Origin of the sequence: Dermacoccus sp. Ellin185 (assembly GCF_000152185.1) — a bacterium.
Classification (GTDB): Bacteria; Actinomycetota; Actinomycetes; order Actinomycetales; family Dermatophilaceae; genus Dermacoccus; species Dermacoccus nishinomiyaensis.
The window spans coordinates 17490-30455 of sequence record NZ_AEIQ01000061.1 but is presented as its reverse complement, the minus strand read 5'-3'; the positions used below and the strand labels follow the sequence as shown (position 1 = coordinate 30455).

The 12966-nt window shown below is 70.2% G+C and carries 13 protein-coding genes; 2 read left to right on the top strand and 11 right to left on the bottom strand.

Annotation, left to right across the window (positions count from 1 at the left end; translation table 11 throughout):
* Nucleotides 1-38: 38 nt before the first annotated feature.
* The 4 genes from pyrH to rpsB all read right to left on the bottom strand — a co-directional run bounded on the left by pyrH (nucleotide 39) and on the right by rpsB (nucleotide 3866).
* A complete protein-coding gene (gene pyrH, locus HMPREF0321_RS05735; protein ID WP_006944885.1) occupies nucleotides 39-797 on the bottom strand; it encodes a UMP kinase in 759 nt (252 codons plus the stop codon).
* 71 nt (nucleotides 798-868) lie between these two features.
* Nucleotides 869-1774 carry a D-hexose-6-phosphate mutarotase gene (locus HMPREF0321_RS05730; RefSeq protein WP_040014556.1) on the bottom strand — a complete coding sequence of 302 codons (906 nt, stop codon included), beginning with the start codon at nucleotides 1772-1774 and terminating at the stop codon, nucleotides 869-871.
* A gap of 219 nt (nucleotides 1775-1993) precedes the next feature.
* Nucleotides 1994-2821, bottom strand: a complete 828-nt coding sequence (tsf, locus tag HMPREF0321_RS05725) for a translation elongation factor Ts (RefSeq protein WP_006944863.1) — start codon at nucleotides 2819-2821, stop codon at nucleotides 1994-1996.
* Nucleotides 2822-2939: 118 nt separating this feature from the next.
* Nucleotides 2940-3866 (bottom strand): 30S ribosomal protein S2, encoded by a 927-nt coding sequence (gene rpsB, locus HMPREF0321_RS05720; RefSeq protein ID WP_006944867.1) that lies wholly within the window; start codon nucleotides 3864-3866, stop codon nucleotides 2940-2942.
* A 358-nt stretch (nucleotides 3867-4224) separates the two neighbouring features.
* On the opposite strand from rpsB, the gene HMPREF0321_RS05715 reads away from it, so the two are divergent.
* Nucleotides 4225-5454: an aminotransferase class I/II-fold pyridoxal phosphate-dependent enzyme gene (locus HMPREF0321_RS05715; RefSeq protein ID WP_006944893.1), complete on the top strand. Its 1230-nt coding sequence runs from the start codon at nucleotides 4225-4227 to the stop codon at nucleotides 5452-5454.
* A gap of 317 nt (nucleotides 5455-5771) precedes the next feature.
* Nucleotides 5772-6311, top strand: coding sequence for a M23 family metallopeptidase (locus HMPREF0321_RS05710; RefSeq protein WP_006944892.1), 540 nt, complete (start codon nucleotides 5772-5774; stop codon nucleotides 6309-6311).
* An 89-nt stretch (nucleotides 6312-6400) separates the two neighbouring features.
* On the opposite strand, the gene HMPREF0321_RS17290 is transcribed toward HMPREF0321_RS05710, so the two are convergent.
* From HMPREF0321_RS17290 to lepB, 7 genes are all read right to left on the bottom strand, one after another.
* Nucleotides 6401-7459 (bottom strand): tyrosine recombinase XerC, encoded by a 1059-nt coding sequence (locus HMPREF0321_RS17290; RefSeq protein WP_006944860.1) that lies wholly within the window; start codon nucleotides 7457-7459, stop codon nucleotides 6401-6403.
* 191 nt (nucleotides 7460-7650) lie between these two features.
* Nucleotides 7651-8967, bottom strand: coding sequence for a DNA-processing protein DprA (dprA, locus tag HMPREF0321_RS05700; RefSeq protein ID WP_006944870.1), 1317 nt, complete (start codon nucleotides 8965-8967; stop codon nucleotides 7651-7653).
* Nucleotides 8964-10487: a YifB family Mg chelatase-like AAA ATPase gene (locus tag HMPREF0321_RS05695; RefSeq protein ID WP_040014554.1), complete on the bottom strand. Its 1524-nt coding sequence runs from the start codon at nucleotides 10485-10487 to the stop codon at nucleotides 8964-8966. The genes dprA and HMPREF0321_RS05695 overlap by 4 nt, the downstream gene beginning before the upstream one ends.
* 8 nt (nucleotides 10488-10495) lie before the next feature.
* Entirely contained in the window at nucleotides 10496-10993 is a 498-nt protein-coding gene (locus HMPREF0321_RS05690; RefSeq protein WP_006944876.1) for a YraN family protein, read from the bottom strand.
* A 221-nt stretch (nucleotides 10994-11214) separates the two neighbouring features.
* The gene (locus HMPREF0321_RS05685) at nucleotides 11215-11538 is read right to left on the bottom strand and encodes a DUF2469 domain-containing protein (RefSeq protein ID WP_006944864.1); all 324 of its coding nucleotides are present in this window, start codon (nucleotides 11536-11538) and stop codon (nucleotides 11215-11217) included.
* A gap of 7 nt (nucleotides 11539-11545) precedes the next feature.
* Nucleotides 11546-12247 (bottom strand): ribonuclease HII, encoded by a 702-nt coding sequence (locus HMPREF0321_RS05680; protein ID WP_006944889.1) that lies wholly within the window; start codon nucleotides 12245-12247, stop codon nucleotides 11546-11548.
* Nucleotides 12248-12277: 30 nt separating this feature from the next.
* Nucleotides 12278-12955, bottom strand: a complete 678-nt coding sequence (lepB, locus tag HMPREF0321_RS05675) for a signal peptidase I (protein WP_083603827.1) — start codon at nucleotides 12953-12955, stop codon at nucleotides 12278-12280.
* Nucleotides 12956-12966: the final 11 nt, after the last annotated feature.

Here is a 12966-nt window from a genome sequence, read left to right as displayed (position 1 = left end):
CTCGGACGTTCTCGGGAACAGCCACGTTCGGCCCCGCGTCAGGACGCGGAGACCACCGTGCCGATCTTCTCACCCTGCAGGGCGCGGGTGATGTTGCCTTCACCCTCCATGCCGAACACGACCATCGGCAGCTTGTTGTCCATGCACAGGCTGAACGCTGCGGCGTCGACGATCTTGAGCCCGCGCGCCAACGCGTCGGCGTGCGTGACGACATCCAGCTTCACCGCGTCGGGGTTCTTGCGCGGGTCATCGGAGTAGACGCCGTCGACACCGTTCTTCGCGACGAGCACGGCGTCGCATTTCGTCTCGAGCGCACGCTGCGCGGAGACGGTGTCGGTCGAGAAGTACGGCATGCCCGCGCCGGCACCGAAGATGACGACGCGGCCCTTCTCCATGTGACGGATCGCACGGCGCGGGATGTACGGCTCGGCGACCTGCGTCATCTCGATGGCCGACTGCACGCGCGTGTCGATGCCCTCCTTCTCGAGGAAGTCCTGCAGCGCCAGGCAGTTCATGACGGTACCGAGCATGCCGATGTAGTCGGCACGCGCACGATCCATGCCCTTCTGCTGCAGCTCGGCACCGCGGAAGAAGTTGCCGCCACCGACGACGACCGCGACCTGGATGCCGCTGCGCACGGCCGGCGCGATCTGGCGAGCGATGCCCCGCACGACGTCGGGGTCGACGCCGACGCTGCCGCCGCCGAAGACCTCACCGGAGAGCTTGAGCAGCACTCGGTCGTACCTGGGGATCGCCGGGGAGGCGTTCACCCTCTCGCTCGCGTCGGTGTCGCTCACTTCGCCTCCTGGCGCTTCGTCGGGCATGAGTCGGCCAATCTTTTCACACTGCTGAGGGCAGCCGAAAAACTTCAGTCTGCGAGCGGAGCGTACGTCGCGCCCAGTGCTGTGTCTTGCCCGGGGGTGAGGGTGACGGCGTCGTCCTTGATCGTGGCCGCCTCGACGCAGACGAACCGCGGCCACGCGTCGTCGGGCACGTCCGCGAGCGAGGCGGTCTTCTGCTCGGCGGGGTTCCACACGACCGCATCCGGCAGATTCTCGCGCTCGATGCGGTAGATCGGCGTCCGCCCCTCCGTCCGCCCCTGGACGACGGTGATGGGCTGTTTCGGCGCCGTGACCACGGCGTCGACCTCGCCGTCGAACGTCAGGTCACCCTCGACGCGTGAGCGCTCCCCGCTGGCCTGATCGAGCATCGACGCACCCGTCAGCCCTTCGACACGCACCGTGCGCACGTCGTCGACCGCGAGATACGTGTGCAGCGCTGCCTCGAACGTCAGCGGGTCTGAGCCCTCGTTGCGCACGACGAGGCGCAGCCCGAGAGCATCGCCGAACGTGATCTCGAGGGTTGCGAACAGCCCCGGCGGCCAGTGCTCGGCGCCGTCGAGCTGCGCGACCGCCTCGGGAGTGACCACGAGCGAGACGATGACCGCCTCGCCCTCCTCGCGCACCGAGTGCAGCCTCCACCGCGCCCGACGCGCCAGGCCGTGCGACGGCGACAGCCCGCCGTCACGGCCCGCACCGAACCACGGGAGACACACCGGGACGCCGCCGCGGATCGCCATCGACGGACCCGCCTGTGCCAACGGACTCAGCCACAACAGCTCACGCCCACCACGCGGCACGAAACTCGTCACCTGACCGCCGTGCAACTGCACGACACCCGACGACCGCGGCCCCGACACCTCCAGCGCCGGCAGGCCCGAGACCCCCTCGACGCGACGCACGCACTCCGGCAGATCCACCATGAAGCCACTCATGGACACACGCTAGTCCCCCCGGCCACGCGACGAGCCCCAACCTCACGCCACGAGGCCCGGACGCGCTGCGCGCGGTCCGGGCCTCGTCTGGGGTCATGCGGTGAGTTGAATGAAAGGTGTCAGACGCCATTCCTTCTGGCGTCTGACTTCGCGCTCACCTACGGCCGAGGCCCGGACGCGCTGCGCGCGTCTGGGCCTCAACCTCCGGTTCCGGCTCGGTCACACGCCGACCTTGAACCGCGCAAAGCCCGAAACCTCCGCGCCCGCCTCATCAGCGACCTTCTTGACCGTCTTCTTGGCGTCCTTCGCGAACGGCTGCTCCAGCAGCACGTTCTCCTTGAAGTACCCGTTGACACGGCCCTCGATGATCTTCGGCAGAGCAGCCTCCGGCTTGCCCTCCTCCTTGGCCGTGGCCTCAGCGACACGACGCTCGTTCTCCACGACCTCGGCGTCGATCTCGTCGCGCGTCAGCACCGACGGGGAGAACGCGGCGATGTGCATCGCGATGTCACGAGCCGTCGCTTCGTCGCCACCCTTGAGTGCCACGAGAACACCGATCTGCGCCGGCAGGTCAGGGCTCGTCTTGTGCAGGTACGCCGTCACGTTCTCGCCCTCGAGACGCGCCACACGACGCACCTCGATCTTCTCGCCGATCGTCGCGTTGGCCTCGTCGAGAACCTCCGCGACCGTCTTGCCGCCCATGTTGCTCTTCAGCAGCGCATCGGCGTCAACGGCCTCGACCGCGACAGCCTGGTCGAGAACCTGCTCGGCGAGGGCGATGAACTTGTCGCCCTTCGCGACGAAGTCGGTCTCGCAGTTGACCTCGACCAGCGTGCCGACGCCGTTCTCGACCTTCGCGGCGACGAGGCCGTTCGAAGCGGAACGACCCTCGCGCTTCGTCACGCCCTTGAGGCCCTTGACGCGCAGGATCTCGGTGGCCTTGGCCTTGTCGCCGTCAGCCTCGTCGAGTGCCTTCTTGACGTCCATCATGCCGGCGCCGGTAGCTTCGCGCAGCGCCTTGATGTCAGCGGCGGTGTAGTTCGCCATGAGTGTTTCGCTCCTCGTGAGTCGAAAGAATGCAGGGGGTTTACGCTCCCCCGGCGCCGACACTGCAACGAGCAGTGCCGGCGCCGGGTGCAGACGTCATGAACGTCGAGCCAGTTTCTCAGGCCTGGGAGTCGGCGACCTCGGTCGCCGTCTTCTCGTCGACCTCGGCCACTGCAGCGGCCTCGTCAGCGTTCGTCGAGTCAGCGGCAGCCGTCTCGTCAGCAGCCTTCTTGATCGACGACGGACCCGTCTCGGTGTCCGTGTCAGCGGCGGCCTTCGCTCCGGTGTCGGAGGCGAGCAGCTCGCGCTCCCACTCGGCCATCGGCTCGGCGGCCGACTCGCCCGACTTGCCGGACGAACGGGCGACGAGGCCCTCGGCGACGGCGTCGGCGATCACACGGGTGAGGATGCCGACCGAACGGATGGCGTCGTCGTTGCCCGGGATCTTGTAGTCGACCTCGTCGGGGTCGCAGTTCGTGTCGAGGATGGCGATGACCGGCAGGCCCAGCTTGCGCGCCTCGTCGACGGCGAGGTGCTCCTTCTTCGTGTCGACGATCCATACGGCCGACGGGATCTTCGACATCTCACGGATGCCGCCGAGGACGAGCTCGAGCTTCGCCTTCTCACGCGACAGGAGCAGCAGCTCCTTCTTCGTGTAGCCGGAGCCGGCGACGTCGTCGAAGTCGAGAGCCTCGAGCTCCTTCAGGCGCGCGAGGCGCTTGCTGATCGTCTGGAAGTTCGTGAGCATGCCACCGAGCCAACGGTGGTTGATGTACGGCATGCCGACGCGGGTGGCCTGCTCGGCGATCGACTCCTGAGCCTGCTTCTTCGTGCCGACGAACAGGATCGTGCCGCCGTGGGCGACCGTCTGCTTGACGAACTCGTAGGCGTCGTTGATGTAGGTCAGCGACTGCTGGAGGTCGATGATGTAGATGCCGTTGCGCTCCGTCATGATGAAGCGCTTCATCTTCGGGTTCCAACGACGGGTCTGGTGTCCGAAGTGGACGCCGCTCTCGAGGAGCTGGCGCATGGTGACGACGGCCATGCCGAAGTCCCCTTTCATGTCGAGGTTTCAGTTCGTGCAGCCGGATTGCTGCCCTGGCGGCCCGACCACCACCCACCGTCGGACATTCCCCTCACAGAGGTTCACGATCGACGGACCGAAGGGCGAGGGCCCGCGACGTGCGCCCTGCGGAGCAGGATGTACGAGGCGTGAGGCCACGCGAATTCGTCTTGCGGCCCGCCCACACATCACCTCTGCTCGACCCGGCTCTCGAGACGGAACTCGAAGCCGGAGGTGCGATCAGGTGGGCGACGCGCATCAGGGCACAAAAGACGTGTCTCCAGCTTACCGGCTCGAGGGGGCAACCCGAAATTGCCGCCAGGGGTCCTAGATTGGAGCGATGAGCGACTCGACGACGCCAGCACCGCAGACCTCGCCCGCGCCCCGTGCGGGCCGACGCAGCGCCATCCGCCCCGCCGGCGGGCAGACGATCTTCTCGCGCATGACGGCGCTCGCGGCCGAGACCGGCGCGCTCAACCTCGGCCAGGGCTTCCCCGACGCCGACGGCCCCGAGGCCGTGCTCGCAGCGGCCCGCCAGGCCATCGCCGACGGCGCGAACCAGTACCCGCCGGCGCGTGGTGAGCGGACGCTGCTCGAGGCGATCGCCGCGCACCAGCACCACTGGTACGGGCTGGAGGTCTCCCCCGACACCGACGTCCTCGTCACCGTCGGAGCGACGGAGGCGCTGGCGAGCGCGATCCTCGCGTTCGTCGAACTCGGCGACGAGGTCGTCGTGTTCGAACCCACCTACGACTCCTACGCCGCTGACATCGCGCGTGCCGGCGGCGTGCGGCGCACGGTGCCGCTACGTTTCCCCGACTTCGCGCTCGACGAGGACGCCCTCGCCGCGGCGTTCAGCGAGCGCACCGCGCTCGTCCTGCTCAACACGCCGCACAATCCGACCGGCAAGGTCTTCACCGCGGCGGAGTGCGCGACGATCGCCGAGCACGCCGCGCGCCACGACGCCGTCGTCATCAGCGACGAGGTGTACGAACACCTCGCGTTCGCGCCGCACGAGCACATGCCCTTCGCGAGCACCCCCGGCATGCCCGAGCGCACGCTGACGATCAGTTCGGGTGGCAAGACGTTCAGCACGACGGGGTGGAAGATCGGGTGGGTCAGTGGCCCTGCCGACCTCGTCGCCGCGGTGGCGAACGTCAAGCAGTTCTTGACCTTTGCGAGCGGCACGCCGCTGCAGCACGGCATCGCGGCCGGGCTGTGCCTGCCCGACGCGTTCTTCGCCGAACAGCGCGCCGAGATGGCGGCCCGCAGTGCTCTGCTCGTCGACGGACTGACGCGCGCCGGGTTCGACGCCGTTGCGCCACAGGGCGGCTATTTCGTCCTCGCCGACGCGGCGCCCCTCGGCGTCGACGACGCAGCCGAGTTCGCGCTGCGCCTGCCGACGGAGGCGGGGGTCGTCGCGATTCCGGCGTCGGCGTTCTGCGACGATCCGGACGCCTCCGGCATGACGAGTGTGCTGCGCTTCGCGTTCTGCAAGCAGCGCTCCGTCATCGACGCTGCGATCGAGCGGCTTGTGGATACGTACGGCCGCAGCGCGCGAACGACGTGATCTGCAGGCCCGTCCACAGGGTCTCGGGCTGACGCCGCGGCCCCACGGCGTGTGCGCTGCAGACTGTCGACATGGCCATCCTGCGCATCGTCTCGTCCCTGCTCGCCGTGGGTTCCGCCGGCCTCGTGGGGTTCGCCGTGGTGAGCCCGTCGGTGGTGGGATCGTCGGTGGTGGGCCCCTCTGTGGTGGGCGGGGCTGAGAAACCGAGGGCCTCGATGCCCGTCCGGCCGCGGCTCACCCGGCCAAGGGTCGAACGCCCGGGCGTTGCGCCGCTGCCGCCACGACGTTCGGCACCACCGCAACCGTCGCTGGAGCCCATGGCGGTCGTCGGCACGCACCGCGGAGAGCCCATCACGCAGGCCCTCACTCAGGCGAGCGTCGACACGAGCCGGAAAGCAACCACCGCGCAAGCGCTCGCCCGACCCAGCGTCGGCGCGCTGGACGATGCGCCCAGTGCCGGGTTCGCCTGGCCGGTCACGCCGCACGAGGTCGTGCGTCGCTTCGACCCGCCGGAGGTCGTGTGGGGCGCCGGTCACCGCGGCGTCGACCTGCGCTCGTCACCGGGAGCACCCGTCGTCGCGCCCTCTGACGGGGTCGTCACCTTCAGCGGCAGTGTCGCCGGGCGCGGCGTGCTGACGATCCGTCACCCCCAGGGGTTCGACACGACCTACGAACCTGTCAGTCACCAGGTGTCCAAGGGGGCGAGCGTGCATCGCGGGGAGCACGTGGCCGATCTCGAACCCGGGCACTGCGAGCCGGCATGCCTGCACTGGGGTTACAAGGTGGGGCCGAAGAGCTACCGCGACCCGCTGACGCTCATCGCGCACCGACGCCCCGTACTTCTTCCGCCCCTGTGAGCATCTGGCCTCGTCGGCGGCGCCGACACGTCAGGGGGCTTGGGTTGGCCCCCGCGGCACCAGAGACGCGGTTTCTCGACACGCGCGCCTCACGCGCGTGGGTGGGCCTGTTCGAACCCGGCCCGGAGGCGTTCGGCGGAGACGTGGGTATAGATCTGCGTCGTCGCGAGCGAGGCATGGCCGAGGTATTCCTGGACGGTGCGCAGGTCGGCGCCGCCCTCGACGAGGTGCGTGGCGGCACTGTGTCGCAGAGCGTGCGGCGACAGCGTCGGCGCGCCGTCGACGGACGCTGTCGCGCGGTTGACGAGTTCCCGGACGATGCGTTGGTCGATCCGACGCCCCCGCACCCCGACGAACAGGGCTCGCTCCCCATCGGCCGCGAGCGCCCCACGGCACCTCAGCCACCGTTCCAGTGCCTCCCGCGCAGGCAGACCGTACGGCACCATCCGTTCCTTGCGGCCCTTGCCCATGACACGCACGAGCTGGTTCGCCTCGTCGAGCGCACTCACGTCGAGGGAGGCCAGCTCGCCCACGCGCATGCCGGAGGCGTAGAGCAGTTCGAGGACGGCGGCGTCCCGAGCCCTGACGGCGCGCTCTTCGGGACCGGCCGCAGGTGTCGGTGCTGACTGATGGGGCGAGACGGTCTCCGTCGGCGCTGCCCCTGCCTCACCCGCTTCGGAGTCGACGTCGACGGCCGCCTCAACTGACTGGCGTGTGGCGGAGCCGGCATCAGCGGCTGTTTCACCGCAGCCGCGTGCGGCGGGGACGGCCGCGGCCGCTGCCTCGTCCGCCGCATCGAGGATCGCGGCGGCCTGATCGACTCGCAACACCTCGGGCAGTGACGTCATGCGGCGCGGCGCGCTGAGTCGCACCGACGGGTCGGTCGCGATGACGCCCCTGCGGCGCGCCCAACGACAGAACGTCTTGACCGCCGACACCCGTCGAGCCAGGGTGCTGCGCGAGTTGCCCGCCTCGCTCTGCGCGGCCAGCCAGCTGCGCAGGTCGTTGAGGGTGAGGTCGGACCACGAGGCGACGTCGGCCCCCGTCAGGTGGAGGCGCAGGGACGCCAGGTCGACGGAGTAGGCACGCACCGTGTTGGTCGAACGGTCGCGTTCGGCACTCAGGTGATCGAGGAACTGCTCGATCACCCGTTCACTCGGCCCACGTGGCTGGCTCGGTCCACTCACCCGACGAGAGTACGTCCCGCCGCGTCACACCGCTCGCAGCACACGTCGCAGGAAGCGCCCGTCGTCCCTGGTCCCGCTCCGGGGGCGTTCCAACGAACGACCGCGAAAGTGGCGTTCGCGATCCCCTGGTGCTGTGTGGGTGGGCGATCCGTTCACGCCTTGCGCCACCCTCCGTCCTCACGCGCTGCCAGACCGGCTGCGAGCAGCTCCCCGAGGGCTGAGACGACCTCGCGCTCCGGGCGTCCCGCGGTGCGCGCCACACGTTCCAGGGAGGTCGGCTCACGCAGCGGCAGCGCGTCCCAGACCAGGCGCGCCCGCGGTCCGACGGCGTCCTCGGGCCGCGCGAGCACGGGCAGCGTGTCACGTGTCGTGGCGCGCGGGCCGTAGGAGCCGACGAGTTCCATGACGTCCTCCGCCCCGGTGACGAGCACGGCGACTCCGTCACGCACGAGCTCGTGGCAGCCGGCGCTCGCCGCTGACGTGACCGGGCCGGGCACCGCGCCGACGACGCGGTTGAGTTCCTCGGCTCGCCCGGCCGTGCTGAGCGATCCGGAACGCAGCCCCGCTTCGACGACGACCGTCCCGGGAGCTAGCGCGGCGATGAGCCGGTTGCGATGAAGGAAACGCTGGCGCATCGGCGCGAATCCCAGGGGCATCTCGCTGACGATGACGCCGCGCTCCCTGATGCGCGCGAACAGTTCTTCGTGCGCCGTGGGATACACGCGATCCACGCCTCCCGCGACGACGCAGACGGTGTCGGCGTCTCCGGCGAGCGCCCCGCGGTGCGCCGCGGCGTCGATGCCGAAGGCTCCCCCGGACACGACGCTCACCCCGTGCGCGCCGACGCCCAGCGCGATCTGCGCCGCGATCCGCTGCCCGTAGTGCGTCGCGGCGCGCGCCCCGACGAGTGCGACGGAACGTTCTGCGGCGCAGGCGAGATCCCCCTCCCCGATGACGAAGAGTGCGTGCGGCGTCTCGGGTAGCTCGTCGAGCCCGGTGGGCCACTCCTCGTCGCCGGGTACGAGCACCCGCGCTCCCACAACGTCGAGGCGCCGGCGTTGCTCGTCGAGGTCGAGGGCGCGTAGCCGCGTCGTGAAGTTCTCCCATTTGTCAGGGGATTCCTCGACGGCGGAGAGCGCCTCCTCGTGCCCGAGGGCGTCGACGAGGGCGTGAGCCTTGGGATCGCGCGGTTCCGCGATGTGGGCCCACACGAGGCGCGCCGCCCGCTCGCCCGCACTCATGGCCGGGGCCGGCGCATCGTCGCGCGCCCCCGCTCGATCCGCTCGCGCAGCCGCGTGGGCAGGGCCGGGATCGAGGCAGGCCCCCGGGGTTGTCGACTCGGTGATGGAGAACAACGCCCCGCCCAGGGGCGCGGCGCGCCGGGTTTGGGGATCGAGCATCGAGGCATCGAGCGTCGCAGCGCCGAACGCCGAGATGCCGTCGTCGGGAACAGGGTCGAGATCGGTCATGACTCGGGGTGTCCTTCTCTGAGGGTGAGGGCCGTGAAGACGTCCTCACGGGTGGGGCGGTTCGCTCCACGCAGGTCGCACAGCGTCCACGCGAGCCGCAGGATGCGGTCGTAGCCACGCAACGTCAGGGAACCGGTGTCGAGCGCCTGGTCGAGCACCGCGATGTCGCCCGCCTCGAGCGCCCAGGGTGACGAACGCAGCACGGCGCCCGGAACCTGAGCGTTGAGGCGGTGCCCGAGCGGCGCCCATCGGGCGGCGGATCGCTCGCGCACCTCGAGGACCCGGTCGGCGACGCTCGCGCTCGCTTCCCCCGGCCCGGCCGCGAGGTCGCTGCGGGTGACCGCGTTGACCTGGAGGTGGACGTCGATGCGATCGAGCAGCGGGCCGGACAGTCGTTTGAGGTAGGTGCGGCGCGCCTTCGACGTGCACGTGCAGGCCGCGCCGCGGCCGATGTAGTGCCCGCAGGGGCACGGGTTGCTCGCAAGGACGAGCTGGAAGCGGCACGGATAGCGCACGACCTGCTCCGACCGCGCGATCGTCACGCTGCCGCGTTCGAGTGGCTGGCGCAGGCTGTCGAGCACCTCGCGACGAAACTCGGGGGCCTCGTCGAGGAAGAGGACGCCGGCGTGTGCCTGCGTCACCGCCCCGGGCCGTGGGCGCCCTGGCCCACCGCCGATGAGGGCGGGCATCGTCGTGCCGTGGTGCGGCGCGACGAACGGAGGTTTCTCGACGAGCGGCCCGCCGCGGAAGACGCCCATGACGGACTGGATGCTCGTCACGGCCATCGCCTCCTCCCGCGTCAGGGGCGGCAGGATGCCCGGCAGCCGGCTCGCGAGCAGCGTCTTGCCAGCACCGGGCGGTCCGATGAGCGAGACGTTGTGCCCGCCGGCCGCCGCCACCTCGAGGGCGGTTCGCGCCTCGTACTGGCCGACGACGTCGCGCATGTCGTCGCTGGGCGGGGCCTCGACGTCGTCGTCGGCGGGCTCCGGCCAGGGCAGGTCGAGAGTGCGTCCTTCGGCCCTGACTCGGTGGAACGCCACGACGTCCGACAGCGAGCGCACCGGGTGGATTCTCAGCCCCCACACGAGAGCGGCCTCGGCCGCGTTCGCCGTCGGCACGATCACCTCCCGCTGCCCGGCCTCCAACGCCGCGAGGCAGGCCGGGAGCACACCGTGGACGGGCCGCACCGTGCCGTCCATCCCCAACTCACCGATGTGCATGACGCCGGCCGCCTCGGCAGGACCCACCTGCCGGGTCGCGGCGAGCACGGCCACACCGATCGCGAGGTCGAGCCCGGCACCGGCCTTGGGCAGCGACGCGGGCGCGAGGTTGATCGTCAGGCGCGTGTCCGGAAAGGCGAGCTCCGACTGGATCATCGCCGAGCGCAAACGGTTCGGCGACTGCGAGATCGCCGTGTCCGGCATCCCGGAGATGATGACGCGGGGCAACCCCTGCCCGACGCTCACCTCGACGTCGACGACGGTGCCCTCGATGCCGGAGACGACGACGCCCTTCGTCATCCCGAAGCTCACAGGATCACCCGCCGACGATGGTCGACGCGGACGCCGGTGGCCAGCACGTCGACGCCGATGACGTCGATGCGCACCGCGGCGGCGGACACCTCGCGCTCGCGGAGCCACAGGCAGGCCAGGCGGCGCAGACGCAGGTGCTTCTCGTGCGTCACCGCCTCAACCGCGGGCCCGAAGCGTTGCGAGCGTCGCGTCTTCACCTCGACGACGACGATCTCGCGCCCGTCACGCGCGACGACGTCGATCTCACCCTCGCTGCATCGCCAGTTCGTCTCGAGGATCTCGTAGCCGAGCGAGGCGAGGTAGGCACAGGCATGACGCTCGCCCTGCGCACCGAGCGTGCGCCGCGGGTCCGGCGGTGATGCGGCGCCCGTCGAGGGGGTCGAACGGGCCGCGGCCGGGGCCTCGCGCGTGGGTCGCGCCCGCCCGGCAGGTCGGGCGAGTTCGTGCTCAGTCGTGGTGCTCCCGGCGCGTGGCCGCGTCGAATTGTCGGTCATGGTGACCACCTCCGCACCCCAGCGAAGCGGGTGCGGGCACCTCAGCGCTCGTCGCCGGAGGCCACCCTGTGGAACAGGGGTGCAGCACGGTCCGAGCAGCCCCTGCAGCCGTCACCGTCCCCAGGAGCGAGACGCGCCAGGCCGCCGACCCGCCCGTCGACACCGGCGCCACGCGAGCGGCGGCGCACAGCGCGAGCGCCATAGGGTCCAGGCCGGGCGGTTCAGTTCGTGAAGCCCGGCCCGTCGGGGATCTCGAGGTCGTTCTTGGCGAGTTCTTCGACGTTGACGTCCTTGAACGTCACGACGCGCACGTTCTTGACGAACCGCGCAGGGCGGTAGATGTCCCACACCCACGCGTCCTGCATCGTCACGTCGAAGAACACGTCGGCGCCCTCACCGCGCACCGTCATGTCGACGGCGTTGCAGAGGTAGAAACGTCGCTCGGTCTCCACGACGTAGCGGAACAGGCCGACGACGTCGCGATATTCGCGGTACAGCGCCAGTTCCTGCTCGTTCTCGTACTGTTCGAGATCCTCAGCACTCATCGGGATCTCACTCCTCGTCGCTCGTCGGGGCGGGCACCGCGCCCGTGTCGCGGAAAGTCTTCCACGAGCGTCGATGCAGGTCGCATGCGCCGTGCGCGGCGATGGCCGCGAGGTGGTCGGGCGCGGAGTATCCCTTGTTGATCCCCCAGCCGTACACCGGGTGGTCGCGGGCCGCGTCGACCATCATGGCATCACGCTCCACCTTGGCGAGCAAACTGGCTCCGGCCACCGACGAGCACCGCATGTCGGCCTTGATCTGGGTGACGACGTGCCACGTCGGGGCGCTCTCCGGCTCGAGCAGGCCCAGCAGTCCGACCGTCTCGGGCTCGCTCAGCCAGTCGTGCTTGCCGTCGAGGATGACGACGTCCGGGCGCACGCTCAGCTGCGCGAGGGCGCGGGTGCCGGCCAGGCGCAGCGCGCGCGTCATGCCGAGCGCGTCGATCTCGGTGGGCGAGGCGTGGCCGACGGCGCCGTCGAGCGCCCAGCGCCGCACGCGGCGCGCGAGATCGGGGCGCTTCGGCTCGGGCACGAGCTTGGAGTCCTTGACACCCTGCGGCACCGTCGACGTCGCCGCATCGACGACGCTGACGCCCACGCTGACGGGGCCCGCGAGCGCACCGCGTCCTACCTCGTCCATGCCTGCGACAAGTGTGTACCCCGTGCGCAGCAGCTGACGTTCGAGGCGCAGGGTCGGGGTCGAACTCGTCATGCGTGCGTTCCCGTCATCGATCGTGCCGTCTCATCGTGCGCTCCAGTACGTGCCGGCGACGGTGCCGATCACGGATTCGAGTGGGACGAACCCTCCACCCGGGTCACCGAGGTGTCCGCGGGAGTCATCCGAGAAGTCGCGGTTGTCACCGAGGACGAACAGGTGATCGGCTGGGACCCGCACCGAGAACGGCTCCGCCGAGGCGCGTCGCTGCCCCTGGGGCAGATACGGCTCGTCGACGACGCGCCCGTCGACGCGCAGCCTACCGTCGTGGCCGACGCTCACCGTGTCTCCGCCGACCCCGATGACGCGCTTGAGGTAGTCCTGGTCGTTCGGGCGGAACCCCAGCCACCCCGCGGCGGTGTCGAGTGCGCCGAGCACCCCGTCGCGCGGTGTCTGCTCGTAGAACACGTCGGCACCGGAGAAGACGATGACGTCACCCCGCCGTGGATGATCGTGCAGCTTGTCCACCACGATGCGATCCCCCACCTGATACGACGGCTGCATCGAACGCGACGGCACGGTGAACGTCTCCGCGACGAACGCGTGGACGAGCAGCAGCGCGACGAGGACGCCCGACAACACCCACCCGAGCACGCGCCGCAGCGAACGAGGACGCAGCGAACGCGTGCGTCGGGATGCGCCGAAGGCGCGGCCCCGCGTGGGGGTCGCGCCTTCGGGGTGATGCTCGTCGTCCATGGACGTCATGAGCCGTCTGG

What these genes read in the sequence shown, in the direction of transcription:
- lepB (WP_083603827.1), bottom strand. Translation starts at nt 12,955, where the DNA reads ATGACGTCCATGGACGACGAGCATCACCCCGAAGGCGCGACCCCCACG.
- HMPREF0321_RS05685 (WP_006944864.1), bottom strand. Translation starts at nt 11,538, where the DNA reads ATGAGTGCTGAGGATCTCGAACAGTACGAGAACGAGCAGGAACTGGCG.
- HMPREF0321_RS05690 (WP_006944876.1), bottom strand. Translation starts at nt 10,993, where the DNA reads ATGACCGACAATTCGACGCGGCCACGCGCCGGGAGCACCACGACTGAG.
- HMPREF0321_RS05695 (WP_040014554.1), bottom strand. Translation starts at nt 10,487, where the DNA reads ATGACGAAGGGCGTCGTCGTCTCCGGCATCGAGGGCACCGTCGTCGAC.
- rpsB (WP_006944867.1), bottom strand. Translation starts at nt 3,866, where the DNA reads ATGGCCGTCGTCACCATGCGCCAGCTCCTCGAGAGCGGCGTCCACTTC.
- dprA (WP_006944870.1), bottom strand. Translation starts at nt 8,967, where the DNA reads ATGACCGATCTCGACCCTGTTCCCGACGACGGCATCTCGGCGTTCGGC.
- tsf (WP_006944863.1), bottom strand. Translation starts at nt 2,821, where the DNA reads ATGGCGAACTACACCGCCGCTGACATCAAGGCGCTGCGCGAAGCTACC.
- HMPREF0321_RS05710 (WP_006944892.1), top strand. Translation starts at nt 5,772, where the DNA reads ATGGCGGTCGTCGGCACGCACCGCGGAGAGCCCATCACGCAGGCCCTC.
- HMPREF0321_RS05730 (WP_040014556.1), bottom strand. Translation starts at nt 1,774, where the DNA reads ATGAGTGGCTTCATGGTGGATCTGCCGGAGTGCGTGCGTCGCGTCGAG.
- HMPREF0321_RS05715 (WP_006944893.1), top strand. Translation starts at nt 4,225, where the DNA reads ATGAGCGACTCGACGACGCCAGCACCGCAGACCTCGCCCGCGCCCCGT.
- HMPREF0321_RS05680 (WP_006944889.1), bottom strand. Translation starts at nt 12,247, where the DNA reads ATGACGAGTTCGACCCCGACCCTGCGCCTCGAACGTCAGCTGCTGCGC.